The organism is Shewanella sp. 10N.286.51.B8, assembly GCF_041469325.1.
Classification (GTDB): Bacteria; Pseudomonadota; Gammaproteobacteria; order Enterobacterales; family Shewanellaceae; genus Shewanella.
Window position 1 is genome coordinate 21,855 of sequence record NZ_JBFRKG010000044.1, and the last position, 15,569, is coordinate 37,423.

Below are 15,569 nucleotides of genomic sequence, written 5' to 3' on the forward strand. Positions count from 1 at the left end.
TTCTCTATGTTGTCAGCCTGATAAGGAAAAAAACCGGGGGACTATAATGAGTCACATATTCAAATTATCAGCTGTATCTTCAGCGATTTTGGCTGGATTATTTGCCATGCCAATTTATGCTGAAGAACAAGATGAAAAGGCTGAAAATGCTAAGGCTGAAGAAACTGAAAACATTGAAGTGATTAAAGTGCGAGGTTTACGCAGCAGTCTGCGTAAGGCGGCAAATGCAAAAAGGTATTCTGAAAGCGTATCTGATTCGATTTACGCAGAAGATGTGGGTAAATCCACTGACCAAAATATTGCAGATGCACTATCACGAGTAACAGGTGTCACTGTACAAGAAGAAGGGGGAGAGGGAACCCGGATTTCAGTACGTGGTGCAGGACCATCATTAAACCAAATTTCTATGAACGGTGTGGCATTAACCGGTGGTTTAAGTACCGATGGCTCCAACTCTGCTGCGACCAATGATAATAGTGTTGACTTAAGTTCTTTCTCTTCAGATATTCTTTCTTCAATTGACGTGATAAAAACGGCATCAGCAGATCAGGATGAAGGCTCGCTAGGTGCTAATGTTGTATTACGAACAGTTAAACCATTAGGCCTTAGCGAACCTCGTCGCTCATTTACTGTTGAAGGGCGATACAATGAATTTTCAGATGAGGCAGATTCGCGACTTAACTTTAGTTTTGCTGATAAATACTTTGATGACACATTCGGCTTTGTTATTACCGCATCTAGAGATACTCAAAAAACTCGCCAAGACCGAATCAATACTGATTGGGCTAATGGCGCAATTCCAATCGCTGATTTAGAGGCAGGAAGTGGTCGAACCGCACACGATATTCAAAGTGGTATGCCAATTCGAGTGTTGGGTTACCAGAGAGATGAAGAAGGTAATCTAATTTACGGTGATGATGGTAATCCATTATTGAACCCTATGGATTCTCTAATAAATTATGACCCTGATACCCAAAAGCTTCATGAAGGTGATCTCTTTGTATTAGCTAGAGAAGTTGTCGACTTCTCAATGAATACTGATGAGCGTGATCGTTTTTCGATTTCTACCGGTCTACAGTATCAACCGATGGATAATCTCGATATTCAATTGGATGTAACCCATACCCAGCAAGATATTTTGACCGATAATCATACCTTACGATTAAATTTCTCACCGGTTACACCATTGATGCATCCAGGGGATGACAATACTGCACTAAATGGCGTTGATTTATCGACTAACACATTGGCACGTTCTAGCAGCCGTTCAACTTCAGGTAATTTCAATCGTGCTTATGGTTTGCGTGAAGTTGATACCAATGTCGCTTCATTAAATTTCGATTATCAAATCACAGACCGCTTGAATATGAATTTAAAAGCGGGCTTCTCACAAACAACAGATGAAACGCCAGATGATAATGAAGATGATCGCTTCATTTCGATTAGCACCGCAACTTGGGGTACTGCAGGGCGTCAGATTGTAGAGAATATGAATCATGACGCATTCGAAATGGTTGGCTACGATTGTTCTTCTGGTGCTGATTGTGGATACTCTACAGGGATGACTCCCGCTCAATTTGATGTCTTTGATGGCACTTCCAATAACGTTTACAGTCGATTCACTCCTTTTGATATGCAGCACAACCACTTAGGTAGTTTAGTGTTGCGTAAGAATGAGTTGGAAGATACTAATAAATCGTTATTTTTAGACTTTAATTATGACTTGGATAATGAGTACATCACTTCGATTGAGTTTGGTGCCAAGTGGTCGAAAAGAAACAAAGATGTCAGCATTCAAAACCGTGCCACAACTAATGGTGAAGATCTGATCGATTTGGAAGACCCTGATGCTGAATTCGAAGTTCGCGGTTTAGGAACCATTCGTCTTGCAGACATTCTGTCAGGCGATGCATTCCCATATGATAACTACGGCGAAGACATTCAGGGTGATAGAGGCGCTGATTTCTTCGGTGGTTGGCCGATGATGGATGCAGAAAAAGCCCTAGAAATCGTCTCTGGTAAAGATTCTGGTCAGGTAGGTATTCGAGAAACCATTTCAGGATCACGTGAAATCGAAACTGAAACTAAAGCAGCCTATTTCAAAGCTAATTTTGAACTCATGGAAGGTCGTTTAACGGGTAATTTAGGTGTCCGTTATATCCGAGATGATACTGAAGCTACAGGTGTAGGTGGAATCAACTTTATCCGTTTCCCTCAAATGCTAGACCCATATAACTTATTGGTTGAACGTGGGCTGGGTAACATGAATTTAGATGCTTGTCCTGGAGCAGTAATGGGGACGAACCCTGATGGCGTTCCTGACCACCGTTACGCACCAGCTAATGAGGCTGATTTACAAAATTGTTGGGCATGGCAGTTGACTCACGGGTACAACCGCAGTAATGACGAAACCTTCCCATATGACCCTGCTACAGGTCAGTGGGTGATACCCGGTGCTGATGGGCTAGTCGGGCCTGATGTTAACCGTTTAGTTTGGACTGACGCTGACGGTAACATTATCACTAATAATGCCTTACCGGGAATGATTTACGATAGCAATGGTAACCTAGTGCCGACATCTGCTAACGCATGGGCACACTTTGCGAGTAATGGGCAAATTTGGCCATTCATTGATCGTACTACGGCATTCACTGGTCCGATGGGCAGCGGTACTGAAGTACAAGATCGCATTGCATGGGTAACGAATAAAGGCTCACATGATATGTGGTTGCCGAGCTTAAACCTCAATTACGCCATTAATGAAGAAATGATTGGTCGCTTTGCTGTTAGTCGTACCATGACTCGTCCGCGCTTTGACTCACTAAACCCACGCACTCAAATTTTTGAGCAACAATGGGATACAGCTAGTGGTTCTGCTGGTAATGCACAATTGAAACCGCTGCAGTCTAATAACATCGATTTATCTTATGAGTGGTATTTTAACGAATCAGGTATGTTCTCAGCGGCCTTGTTCTATAAAGATATGTCTGATTTTGAAGAAACAGTCATCGTGCCGTATCACTATAAGGATGTCCGTGAAGAGTATGATTTAGAAAGTGCTGACTTATTGCTGCCTTTTGACGAAAATCGTACGCCGGGTGATGAAGATGACTGTATGCCACTGCGTCAAGTTGCAGGCTTCTTTGACCAATGGAAAATTGAATGTGATGTGGCCAACGTAAGTACGGTAACTAATGGTAAAGGTGCTGATATCAAAGGCCTTGAGCTTGCATATAGCCAAAACTATGACTTTTTACCAGGTCTATTATCTGGTTTAGGTCTGAGTATGAACTACACCTTCCAGGAGTCAGAGTCTGAGGCTCAGCGTATTGGTGCTACTGATATATTTTTGAAGCCACTGCCACAGCCTTATACACCTAAGCACTCTGTCAACACGACAGTTTACTGGGAGAAAAATGGTATACAACTTCGTTTAGCGCATCGCTTTAACGATGAGCAACTAGTAAACCGAGGTCTTGTGGGTGGAGCAACATGGCAAGAGTCTACTAGCCGTCTAGATTTTAGTTCTAGTTATGACATTACTAAAAACTTAAGTATTACATTCCAAGCACTTAACTTAACTGACGACACAAACAGAACCTACTACACCAGTTCGTTCACACGTAATGCCTTTGACCCTAATTCACAAGAGGTTGTGATGGATGAGGGTAATGCTCTGGAAAATGACGTCACCACATCGCGGACTGCTGCGGTATGGAAAACGGGACGTCAATTCCGATTAGGTATTCGTGGCTCATTTTAACCTTTCGTCATTTAAATCATGAACCGGCCATAGCTTGGCCGGTAATAAAGCTTGGAGAAGTAAGATGAAAAATAACTTACTGGAAAAAACAACGCTAACGACTCTCGTAATACTAGCTCTTTCAGCATGTGGTACTGACGAAGGCTATAACCCAGAGTTTGGTAGTGATACTCAAATAACTTTTTCAATTAATGGTCTGAGCGCCAGTTTTGAAGAGGAATCTGGCATTCAAACTGTAAATCTTATAGAAGGTGCGATGGTTGGTGACCAACCGCTATCAAGTGTGGGCAGGCGCATCAATGTAAGTCAGTTAGAGTTTGAGGCACAAAACAACTTTCAGACACCTCAAGGTCCATCTAATACCATACCGACACACACCATCTCTCCGTTTACATTATCGGAAGATACAACTCAGCTCATTATTGATACTGATGCGTTTGCAGAAGCATTGAGAATGTGTGACGACACCGATGAGACGGGTGATGTTGATGAAGATGGTAATCCAATCGGTGATGGTAACCCTGATTTCCCTAAAATGGTGACTTATGACATTAGTTTCACTATCGATAATGGCTATCGATTGAAAGCGGGTGAGTCGTTACCAATGCAAACTTTGCAGTTGGTCATGCACGCTATTGATGATCCGGTCACCGATGTGAATGTTGCTGCCCTAGAGCTACCTGCTGGTGGGCAAGCGAGTGTTATCGCCTCGACTGTTCCATCTTATGCCTGTAATTCGGCGCTAACTTATACTGTTGCCGATACATCAGTTGCCACGGTGGATGAAGATGGTTTGGTGACAGGTACAAGTACAGGTCAAACAAGTATTACGGCAACGAGTGTCGATAACCCTCAAGCTCAAGGCAGCGCTGATGTCACTGTGACCGCGGCGTTCAGTATCGCTATTGCTAATGGTGAAGTTGATGAGTTGGGTGCTCCTACTGGTGAAAAAATGGTTGGCTCTTGCGTCGCCGCCGGCGTGAAAGTTGAGCCGTCGGTTATAAACCATACACTCACAGGTGGTTATGACTATGACTGGAGTAGTTCAAATTCACCAGATGTATCTTACGTCCAGAATGTGAGCAATGGCTTTGGTGGTGTTGGTGTCTTTGATGTTGGCAGTAATACAAACGTGGCGTCAGACGTCACTGTAGAAATAATCTCTGGCGATACGGGTGCAACACCTATTGCTGATGTTGCTGGAAAATCTATTGAGCTAAACGTTGTCACTAATGAGATGTGTGAACCAGGTGTGTCAGAGCATGCAGCAGGCTTTAATATCGACTTTGACATGGACGGTGTTACCGCTCCTTATGGTGGTAATGCAATTTATGGTACGTCAACAGAGACCATTTCCGGCTCTTTAGCATCAGTTAAGCTTACTGCTGGTAGCGCGGTTGATGAAAATGGACAGCCGTATTCTTGGGGGGCGCAACAAGTCTGGAACAAACAACGTAACTGGTATAGCGCGAACTATGGCCGCGGAGCTGAGTCGATAGGGAAAACCTATAAGTATGCGGTTTGGGTAAAACTTGAGACTGCACCGGTTGAGCCTATTACTCTACGACAAGTCATCGTGGCCTGGAATTACGAAGGCATTCCTGATGGCGCAGCTGGGTTTCCTGGTCGCTTTGGCGAAGCGGGCATATTTACTGCTGAGCTTGCAGCAACGACAGAGTGGCAATACGTCGAGTTCGTCAACGATAAGTCAGAAAGTCAAGAATGGGCGATTCCAGCAACCTGGAGTATTGTGACTGACGTCTTTACGCTTTGGGAGGTATATGGCTTACCTGAAGGTCAATCGATTCTATTAGATGATTACTCAGTTATTCGCACTGATAACATTTCTAATTAATTCCCTAACAGCCTTGTACAAAAGCCACCTTTACGGTGGCTTTTTTAAAGAGATTTTGTCATGAAAATAAAAAAAATAGTTAACTATCCTCTGCTGCCTATTATGTTTCTGTTGGTATTGCTTGGGTGTGAGGCAACCAAAGGTGGAGACGACAAACAAGCGGCGGTTGTTGCTGGCGAGTATAAATCAATCCTTGCAGTCTCTAATCTATCGCCTTTATCAGACCCTGAAAACCAAGCAGGTTGGAAGTTGAACCAGCAACTTAGCGATGAGTTTGAAGCAGGCTCTATTGATACCCAAAAATGGTATATCCAGGGCACCAACAAGGAGTTCTATATCTGGAAAGGTAGAGCTCCTTCTCAGTTTGCACCTCATAATGTGTTTGTTGAAGACGGTAAGTTAAAAATTAGAACCCAATGGGAGCCGGACTATCCATTTGTCGGCAAGCCTCCAAAAAAACAAGAAGTCTCTCGATACGAGAACATCACAACAGGTGCGCTTATTAGCCACAACACTTTCCTTTATGGCTACATGGAAGTCAAAGTTAAAATCCCTGATGCAGCAATGACAGGGGCTTTTTGGGGCACTGGCTTTCAGCAAGAGCTAGATATCTTTGAGTTAATTGGTGAAGTGAAAACTGGCAGCAAAAACCCTGAAACTACCTTTGTGACCTCAATTCATGATTGGCGCCCTGGTCATCCAAAGAAAAACAAGGTTTGGAAGCACCCGCACCCTGTACCGGGTAGAACAGCCGAACACTTTTATACATATGGAGTGCAATGGCTTCCTGATGGTTTAAAGATGTTTTTCAACGGTGAGTTAGTTCATCACGCCACTCAGGCCGAGCTAGGTGACCGCTGGGTTCTGAATAACCCAATGGAATTATGGTTCGATTCAGAAGTCTTTCCTTGGCATGGAATACCAGTAGAGCATGACTTGCCAGCAGATTTTGAAGTGGAATATGTACGAGTTTGGCAGCAAGCTGATGACAGTTTAATTGATCGTGCTTTTTTTGGCTTTGAAGGACCGTTGATAACTGATGCTTATCACAAACCAAAGTCGCGTAATAGCGTGGCAAAAGACTGGTTTATGACAGATAAGGTTGCGCCATATTTAAAGGTCACCGACTTTGCCGACAATATCTTTGTTACGGGGCGAAAAAGCTTGGCGCTAGACTTATCTGCGCCAGATAAAGGTGTTTATACTGCATTTTCTCCTAATGGCTCGCTGCAATTAGATGAAGGAAATTATCGAATTAATGTCAGTATTTGGGTTCCTGATTCTTCCTCTTTGCCAAAACTTAAATTTATTACTGAAGCACCTTGGCTAGTTACACAGTCCTTAGATTTAAATCTGTTACCTAAGGGTAAATGGTCAACCATTGGTATTCCATTAAATCGAAGTAAAGCCTCTTTGGCGCAAGACCGTTTACGGATTGTGTTTGACAAAACTGCCTCTACTGAGGGTTTTGTATATCTCGATGATATTGAAATTGTGAAGCAATAATAATGATTTACCGCAGTTCATCTTTTGATGAACTGCTTTTGCGTATCTTCTGAAATTACAGGATGGAGCCATGAAGTATAACCCTTATGCCGCAATAGCATCGTTGATGATGTTGTCAGCGTGCGCTAGTCAGACTGAGCGTATAGAGCTGGAGCGGCAGAGTAGTGCCTTTTTAGAGCAAGGAGAGGCGATTTTCAATAAAGACGCTAAAAACCGAAAAGGCTGGGATGCGCCAACGATTTCTGATCTGGACCAAGATGGGTACCTGGATATTTTGATAAATGACCATGGCTACGGCCTTAGAGTCATGTGGAACAATGAGGGAAAGTTAGCCTTTCCATATGACATTTTAATGGGCGATCTTCATGGGGTGTCTGTTGGCGACTTAAATTTCGACGGTCAATTGGAATTAATCATATCTCGAGGTGGTGGCTCTGGTAGTAACGCTAGAAATGCCAAAATTTACTCGGTTAATAAACAGCGTCAACTCGTTGAATGGAAAGAGCTTAAGGAGCCACTGGCATCAATGCGTGGCCGAACGGTGAAATTAGTTGATCTGGATAATGATGGCGATCTGGACCTACTCAACTTTGCCTTTCCTGACCGAAAAATGCGTGAACAGAACCTAAGCGAAAATTATATCTACGAAAATATAGGTAAGGGCGAAATGGTTATTCGCTCAACATTGCCCAGTGTGCATGGCGATGGTCAGAAAACGCTGGTGACGGATATTAATCAGGATCATATACCAGATATTCTGCTCTATGGTCATGGTGCCGTCAAAGTGTATCAAGGGAGAGAGCATTTTGACTATGAAGATGTGACTAAGCAGGTACTACCTAATGCATTGCATAATGTCACCGCGATAGCGGAAATCGATTACGACAACGACGGTGACTTTGATCTTTTATTTACCCGTGGTCTGCCATTTGAAAAAGGAGACGTTTTTTTCGACAAGAAAACCAAGCGGTTAGGTTTTTACACTAAACGAGGACCGTTTCAGTTTGACGACTTTAATATTGGTGACACATTACTGATTGAAAACTATCAATCTCCCTGGCCAGAAAAACTGCCTTATATTGCAGAGCCCGGTTACAAGTACCCCTATAAAGGGGAAACCCATTCAGGCAGAACGATTGAGCTTGTGAGTAGCGATGCATTGGGCTTCCCTGATGATATTAGTGACTCGTCAGGTGTTTATATCGGTTATGTGGGCAATAATAAGTGGCGTTTAGCGGGCAACGTATTCGCACCGTTCTCTGGCGTGGTTCATGGGGTTGAAGACTATAAAACATCTGCAAAGCCTGAGGGGTTAAGTGATCTATTATTAGAGAATCAAAATGGTAAGTTCATTGATGTGTCTGCGAAAGTGGGGCTGATTGATACAGAGCATTCAACCGGCGTCACGATTGGAGATTTTGATAATAATGGTTTCAGCGATGTATTGGTTTTTCGTCGTGGTAATTTAATTAGTGCTAATAATGCGCTGATGTATATGAATCATTCAGCAAATGGACAAAGTCGAGTATTTGAAAAGCTAGAAAATAGCGGCGTTTTTTCAACCGAGCTAGGTGCAACCGGAATGAGCGGTGAGGTACTCGACTATGACAATGATGGCCAACTAGACGTTGTTACGGGTCATGAGAGAGGGATGTGGCATCTATACCGAAATCAAGGCACTTTGCCTGCTAATAACGGTCATGTTCAGGTCAACGTGGGATTAAGCCCTAATCAAAAAGCCTCGGCATTGGGGGCGTTAGTGACAGTCTCAGCTTGTAATGTAAGCCAGGTTCGTCGCATTGGTTCAAATGGTGCTAACTATTCTATGAGTTTTAATCATCAACTATTGTTCGGTATTGGTTCATGTAGCGACGACTATCAAGTAAGCGTGAAATGGACTAATGGCGAAACAAAAGCCAGCAAGGTAAAAGCAAATGAAAGAGCCATTTCAATGTGAGTTCAGTGAGAGCTAACTTGGTTTCATTACTCTGTAAGTAATTTATGGGGAGGGGGAAACTCATGCTAAAGTGGGCTTCCCCTTTCTACTATATGTGTTGTCACTTTTACTGCGTTAACGACTTATCATGTGGAACAACCACACATCAAAGTCGTCGCCTTGTACTAATGAACAACAATTCGCTGCAAAAACAACCTTGAAAGATCAACTGGCCCTAATTATCAGCTAATAAGTGCGACATTCGTCGATAGCTTAATTAGCTTGAATGCGCAAATTTCGCAGATATCTGAAGCTATTTGCATCCTGTACCTTCTGAGCGAAATACATACCTAACTCAATGAGTTGCGGATTATTTCGGTAGTGCTGAATTTCACTTTTTAGCTCGGTCAGTGCTTGAGCTGTTTTTCCTTGTTCATCGAGCGCTAACCAGAAAGCATATGCAAATTGTATGTTGTCAGGTGCTAATGTTTTGGCTTTACTGAAGTAACTTAATGCAAGTGGTTTTTGTGCATTTCTCACTAGGGCTAGGGCAAAACTGTAGTTCAATATGGCCGAGTTTGGGTTAGCTTTGATCCCTTGCATGAAGATGCTGTGTTCGCTATCGATATCATTATTTGAACGGTAAATTTCAGCCAGATTAATGTATGATGCGTCGAAATAGGGATCAACATTAATCGCATGTTTCAATGCTTTAACAGCTTGAGGTACTTGATTTAACTTTAAGTGTATCAGGCTGGTGTTAAGCCCTCCTTCTCCTCGCCACAGGTTTGTTTTGTTCATCTCCAGTAGTTCTTTGAATGCGCGTTTAAATGCAAGATTTGTATCATCTTCCAACGCAATCATATGTTGCACTGCAGCGACTCGGATAGCTTTGTACTGATCAGTTAATAATGAGCTATAACTTTTTTGGCGCTCTTTAATCGGCAAAAGAAAGCCTATTTTTGCTGTAGCAAGTCTAACTAATGGTAAAGGTGATGTGACCCACTCCTGAATCGTTTTATTATCTAGTTGCTGGGTAGAGTTTGGTAATAATGCAATGGCACTTGCACGTTTAATTTCAGATAACTGTTTATCATTAGCAAGCATTAAATGCCGTTCAATTGGCAGCTGCGAATGGGTTTGTAATGCTATATAGGCTTGCTGACTTTCAGTCGCATTGTTTTGCCCACCCCAAAGTTTTACGACTTGTTCAGCAAGCCATTCAGAAGGCACATCAGTATGGCATTGCTCGCATGCGTTGGGCGTGCCGTATTCGATAGTTAAAGCTGGGCTAGGTATTTTAAAGCTGTGGTCACGCCTGTCATCCACTCCCATATACCTTGTGGTTGGCATATGGCAGTTAACACAGAGGCCACCAGGACTATCAACGTCGTGATTAAGATGCTCTGGTTGATGATAATCTTGACTACTGTGGCACTGCAGGCATAGCGCATTGCCTTGAGCTTTAACTTTCATTGTATGTGCGTCGTGACAATCTAAGCAATTAACGCCAGCCTGGTGCATTTTGCTTTGTTTGAATGAACCATAAACATACACTTCCTCTTTTATCTGCCCATCAGCATGGTATAGCGGTTGAGCAAGTAATGTAGGGCTAAATTGGTCTAAAAAAGCTTTACCTGGTGTGAAGCCGTCTGTAAGTGGTTCTCGCAATGAATGACATGAGTAACAAGTATCCATAAACTCATTGTCGCGGGCGGGACCGTGCCAGCTGGCCGTTTTAGCATCCCCTTGGCGTTGCCAGTATCCCTGCTGTACTTGATGGGCTAGTGGTTCTGCCTGGTTATTGTTTTGAGCTGTCTCAGAAGCTGATTGACTATGCTCAGGGGTGACCTTCTGGTGACAAGACTGACAACCGACGTTTATTTCATTCCATTGAGACGAAAAGCTATTTTGTGTTGCGTTGTAATTCCGTTTTAAGCCAGAAGAGTGGCAGTCAGCACACATACCATTCCAATTTTGCATCGGCTGAAGCCAGTGTAATCTGTCGTTACTATAAATGTCTTCAGTTGCATAATTAGCGAACCAACGTTGTCCTCCTTCTTGTTTAGATCGGCTATCCCACGCGAATGGGAAAAGTTGAACTCTACCTTTTTCTATTCTGATGAGGTATTGCTGAAGTGGAAAGTGACCAAAGGTAAATTGTACTTGGTAATGCTGTGTCAGTTTGCCCTGGGTATACTCAATAAAATAGCTATTGTCTTTGGTATAAAACCTTGCACTTTGGCTAAAGTGTTCAAAAGTAGACCCATTAAAGTCCGCTAGCACAGTATCGTCAGTGGCTATAGCCATAGCTTTTGCGTGATCTGAAAGTTGCCAGTTGGCAACCTGGGCTTGATGGCATTCAATACAGTTGATTGGGGTCGCTACGCCGTATGATGATATGACGAGCAGAGCAGCACAACTCAGTAAGCAACATATAAACTTGTTCAATTTACCTTCTCTTTATCACGAGTTACCGGTTAATAAAATGTAAAATTATTCAGTGATTATTGAGCAATTTACTTGCGATTGAAATGTAAAAGATTTATGTTCGTTAAACATATGATGTTTATTATAGTGAGATGAAAGAGTGAAATCTACTACATTCGATGCCACTGAGCACCCACATCGACGTTATAACCCATTGATAAAAGAATGGGTATTAGTTTCTCCACATCGCGCAAAGCGTCCTTGGCAGGGGCAAGAAGAGGCGCCGGATACGGCTTCAAAACCATCGTATGATGAAACTTGTTTTTTGTGCAAAGGCAATACAAGGGTGAATGGAGTCAGAAACCCAAATTATCAAAGCACGTTTGTATTTAAAAATGACTTTGCCGCCTTAAATGAACACACGCCTGAGTTCGAGCAAGACGACCCTTTGTTTCGCATGAAAGCGGAGCAAGGTGAGAGTCGCGTGATTTGCTTTTCACCCGACCATAGTCGCTCTTTACCTGAGCTGTCACAAGAAGCAGTGGAAGCTGTGGTTGATACCTGGCAAACACAATGCCAGGAGTTGTCGCGTCAATATCAGTGGGTACAAGTTTTTGAAAACAAGGGCGCTGTGATGGGCTGCTCTAATCCACATCCACACGGACAAATATGGGCGCAAAATCACTTGCCTTCTCAAATCGAGAAAAAGCAGCAAAGTTTGAGTGAATACCTGGCAAAAAATGATAGCAACTTGCTCATTGATTACGCGCAACGTGAAGCCAAAGACGGTACTCGCACTGTTGTTGAAAATGATGACTGGATTGTTGTTGTCCCTTTTTGGGCAGCCTGGCCGTTTGAAACGCTTTTACTGCCTAAATTTGCGGTAACCCGTATGACAGAGTTGTCGGTAAAGCAAAAGTCGACGCTGGCCGCAATATTAAGAGAGATAACAGCCAAATACGATAATTTGTTCCAGTGCTCATTCCCATATTCAATGGGCTGGCACGGTGCCCCTTATGATGATAGTGCACACCCTGAATGGCAATTACATGCTCACTTTTTCCCACCTTTATTGCGCAGTGCGACCGTGAAGAAATTTATGGTGGGGTATGAAATGCTCGCAGAAGCTCAACGCGATATTACCCCTGAGCAGGCCGCGCAGCGACTCGCGGCATTGTCGAGTGTGCATTACAAAGTACAACACAGCTAAGTCTCTCTAGGAAATATGATGGAATTATTAGAAAAACTGACATCGGATTTTGAGCGTAGGTACGCTGAAAAGCCGGCTCTGATTGTAAAAGCACCAGGGCGAGTGAACTTAATTGGTGAGCACACGGATTATAATGATGGCTTTGTATTGCCCTGTGCGATTGACTATTCCACGTTGGTGGCATTGTCTCCTCGAGACGATAATCTCGTGCATGTGGTCGCGCTTGATTATCAGGGGGAAGAAGATAGTTTTTCTCTTAGTGCGCCGATGGTGTCCCATGATACTCAGCAATGGGCAAACTATATCAGAGGGGTGGTGAGTGAATTACAAAAGCGCGAGCTTCCGTTAAAAGGGGCCAATATTATGGTTACTGGCAATGTGCCTCAAGGGGCGGGGCTGAGTTCATCGGCTTCACTGGAAGTCGGTATCACCTATGCGTTTGACCAATATTGCCAGCTGGGGCTGTCTAAACAAGATGTTGCACTCATTAGCCAGGCTGCTGAAAATAATTTTGTCGGCTGTGCTTGCGGCATCATGGACCAGCTTATCTCAGCGAGTGGTCAAGAAAACCGCGCGATGGGTATTGATTGCCGTAGCCTGGCGCTGACCCCCGTCTCAATCCCTCATCATTTAGCACTGATTAAAGTGAACTCGAATGTAAAGCGGGGATTAGTTGACAGTGAATACAATGTGCGTCGTCAGCAATGTGAGCAAGCTGCCAGCTACTTTGGGGTTTCGCATTTAAGGGATGTGTCTGTGGCTCAATTTGAGTCAAGTAAACAGGGTTTAGACCCATTAGTCGCACAGCGAGCAGAGCACGTCATTTATGAAAATCAGCGCACTTTGGATGCAATGAAGGCACTCGATGAAGGGGATGTGGAAACCATCAGTCAGCTGATGGCGCAAAGTCATGCCTCGATGCGAGATTTATTTGAAATCACCACACCTGAGATTGACTATCTAGTTGAAACGGTGGACTCAGTGATAGGAAATAGAGGCGGCGTAAGAATGACTGGCGGTGGTTTTGGTGGTTGTATTATCGCTTTGGTGCCCCATGACATGGTTGATGCGGTGCTCAAAGAGATTGAGCTAACGTATCAGCAAAAAACCGGGTTGAAAGAGAGTGTTTATATTAGTCAGCCGGTTGATGGCGTCTCACTTGTTTAAGGAAAATCATGAGTCATATTTTAGTGACGGGCGGCGCTGGGTATATAGGTAGCCACACCGTATTGGCCTTACTTAATGCGGGTTACTCTGTTGTCGTCATTGATGACTTATCAAACTCCTCTAAGGTGGCACTGGAGCGAGTAGAGCAGTTAACTCAGCAACGGGTGACGTTTATTGAGTTAGATATTTTGCACCAGGAAGCGTTGAAACGTGTGTTTGCCACCCACCAGATAGATGCGGTTATTCACTTTGCTGGGCTCAAGGCTGTGGGGGAGTCTGTGACTGATCCATTAGCCTACTATCGAAACAATGTAGAGGGCACACTGTCATTACTTCAGGCCATGTGCTCTGCGCAAGTTAACCACTTAGTGTTTAGTTCATCCGCGACTGTCTATGGCGAAGCAAATAAGCCGCCATATGTCGAAACCCAGCCCATCGGTACCCCCAGCAGTCCCTATGGCAAGACCAAAGCAATGGTTGAGCAAATATTGATGGACTATTGTCATGCTAACCGTGATTTTCATGTGGCAAGTTTAAGGTACTTTAACCCGATAGGCGCCGATGAAAGTGGGTTGATTGGTGAAGACCCGAATGGTATTCCAAACAACTTGATGCCTTTTGTTGAGCAGGTTGCGATTGGTAAGCGAGACAAGCTATCGATATTTGGTGATGACTACCCAACAAAGGATGGCACCTGTTTACGTGACTATATTCATGTATCGGATTTAGCCCAAGGGCACCTAAAGGCGGTAAGTTGGTTGGCTGAGCAGCAACATGGTGGTTTTGAAGCGTTTAACCTAGGGAGTGGTCAACCGCTGTCGGTACTGGATATTGTCAAGGGGTTTGAGCTTGCCACTGGGCAGGTCGTTAACTATGAAATCGCACCTAAAAGGGCGGGCGATTTACCGGGTTTTTGGGCTGATGCAACAAAAGCAGAGCAAATACTGAATTGGGTTTCACGAAAGTCCTTAAATGACATGATGCAAGACACCTGGCGTTGGCGTTCACAAAATCCTGCGGGTTTTCGCTGCGAACAAAGCCAGTCTGAGCAGAAGCCGCACAAGATGCAATAAGGTAGACCAGAAATGGTTGCTAACTCAGATGTCTGGTAATGATTTTTACTCAGTCTTTTGCTGACTGTAATTTTAATAAATTACAGTTGTTTACGGCTAAGTTTCTGTAATAAAGAAGATGATTAAGCTTTCTTGAGGAGGCGTGATGCTCGTGTAGGTTAAAGTCTCCCCTTCTGCACCACTAAACTTGAATTTTTAAAAGCCCGTTTCGTAATAAACGGGCTTTTTGTTGGATTTCCAAAAGTCCGCGAAAGGATATATGAAAGGGCGAGATTTTTTGCGCAAGAGAGTGGAAGTTTACTTTATTAAATACTACTTCTTTAAAGTTATTGGTGTAACCCTCCCTTAAAATCAGAATGTTTTAAATAGAGTTTTCCATTTACACTAAACCAAATGGAGAATCACATGAAAAAGACACGTTTTACAGAAAACCAAATCATCAACATCCTCAAAGAAGGCGAATCAGGCGCCCTAACGGTGCCTGAGTTATGCCGCAAACATAATGTTGGTCAAAGTACCTATTACAAATGGAAATCGAAATACGGTGGGATGCAAGCCTCTGATTTAACCCGTATGCGTGAATTAGAAGCCGAAAATGCCAAGCTTAAAAAGATGTTTGCAGATGTCAG

Annotated in this window: 9 protein-coding genes; 8 read left to right on the forward strand and 1 reads right to left on the reverse strand. The window is 43.5% G+C overall.

The features are described from left to right. Positions 1-46 precede the first annotated feature (46 nt). From AB4160_RS16295 to AB4160_RS16310, 4 genes are all read left to right on the forward strand, one after another. Positions 47-3,763 carry a TonB-dependent receptor gene (locus tag AB4160_RS16295; protein ID WP_102520050.1) on the forward strand — a complete coding sequence of 1,239 codons (3,717 nt, stop codon included), beginning with the start codon at positions 47-49 and terminating at the stop codon, positions 3,761-3,763. A 64-nt stretch (positions 3,764-3,827) separates the two neighbouring features. Continuing rightward, positions 3,828-5,618 carry an Ig-like domain-containing protein gene (locus AB4160_RS16300; RefSeq protein ID WP_102520049.1) on the forward strand — a complete coding sequence of 597 codons (1,791 nt, stop codon included), beginning with the start codon at positions 3,828-3,830 and terminating at the stop codon, positions 5,616-5,618. A gap of 60 nt (positions 5,619-5,678) precedes the next feature. Then, positions 5,679-7,124, forward strand: coding sequence for a family 16 glycosylhydrolase (locus AB4160_RS16305; RefSeq protein ID WP_102520048.1), 1,446 nt, complete (start codon positions 5,679-5,681; stop codon positions 7,122-7,124). A gap of 70 nt (positions 7,125-7,194) precedes the next feature. Continuing rightward, a complete protein-coding gene (locus AB4160_RS16310) occupies positions 7,195-9,081 on the forward strand; it encodes a CRTAC1 family protein (RefSeq protein ID WP_102520047.1) in 1,887 nt (628 codons plus the stop codon). Positions 9,082-9,333: 252 nt separating this feature from the next. Here the strand turns inward: AB4160_RS16310 and AB4160_RS16315 are convergent, their stop codons facing one another. Then, entirely contained in the window at positions 9,334-11,511 is a 2,178-nt protein-coding gene (locus AB4160_RS16315; RefSeq protein WP_102520046.1) for a multiheme c-type cytochrome, read from the reverse strand. 139 nt (positions 11,512-11,650) lie between these two features. Between AB4160_RS16315 and AB4160_RS16320 the strand changes: the two genes are divergently transcribed. The 4 genes from AB4160_RS16320 to AB4160_RS16335 all read left to right on the forward strand — a co-directional run. Continuing rightward, positions 11,651-12,700 carry a UDP-glucose--hexose-1-phosphate uridylyltransferase gene (locus AB4160_RS16320; RefSeq protein WP_102520045.1) on the forward strand — a complete coding sequence of 350 codons (1,050 nt, stop codon included), beginning with the start codon at positions 11,651-11,653 and terminating at the stop codon, positions 12,698-12,700. A gap of 15 nt (positions 12,701-12,715) precedes the next feature. Beyond that, positions 12,716-13,867 (forward strand): galactokinase, encoded by a 1,152-nt coding sequence (gene galK, locus AB4160_RS16325; RefSeq protein WP_102520044.1) that lies wholly within the window; start codon positions 12,716-12,718, stop codon positions 13,865-13,867. An 8-nt stretch (positions 13,868-13,875) separates the two neighbouring features. After that, positions 13,876-14,940 (forward strand): UDP-glucose 4-epimerase GalE, encoded by a 1,065-nt coding sequence (galE, locus tag AB4160_RS16330; RefSeq protein WP_102520043.1) that lies wholly within the window; start codon positions 13,876-13,878, stop codon positions 14,938-14,940. A 405-nt stretch (positions 14,941-15,345) separates the two neighbouring features. Then, positions 15,346-15,569 (forward strand): transposase (locus tag AB4160_RS16335; RefSeq protein WP_372005530.1); only part of this gene is annotated, 224 nt, incomplete at its 3' end.

Coding starts and splice junctions, on each gene's coding strand:
- AB4160_RS16295 (WP_102520050.1), top strand. CDS start 47: ATGAGTCACATATTCAAATTATCAGCTGTATCTTCAGCGATTTTGGCT.
- AB4160_RS16300 (WP_102520049.1), top strand. CDS start 3,828: ATGAAAAATAACTTACTGGAAAAAACAACGCTAACGACTCTCGTAATA.
- AB4160_RS16305 (WP_102520048.1), top strand. CDS start 5,679: ATGAAAATAAAAAAAATAGTTAACTATCCTCTGCTGCCTATTATGTTT.
- AB4160_RS16310 (WP_102520047.1), top strand. CDS start 7,195: ATGAAGTATAACCCTTATGCCGCAATAGCATCGTTGATGATGTTGTCA.
- galK (WP_102520044.1), top strand. CDS start 12,716: ATGATGGAATTATTAGAAAAACTGACATCGGATTTTGAGCGTAGGTAC.
- galE (WP_102520043.1), top strand. CDS start 13,876: ATGAGTCATATTTTAGTGACGGGCGGCGCTGGGTATATAGGTAGCCAC.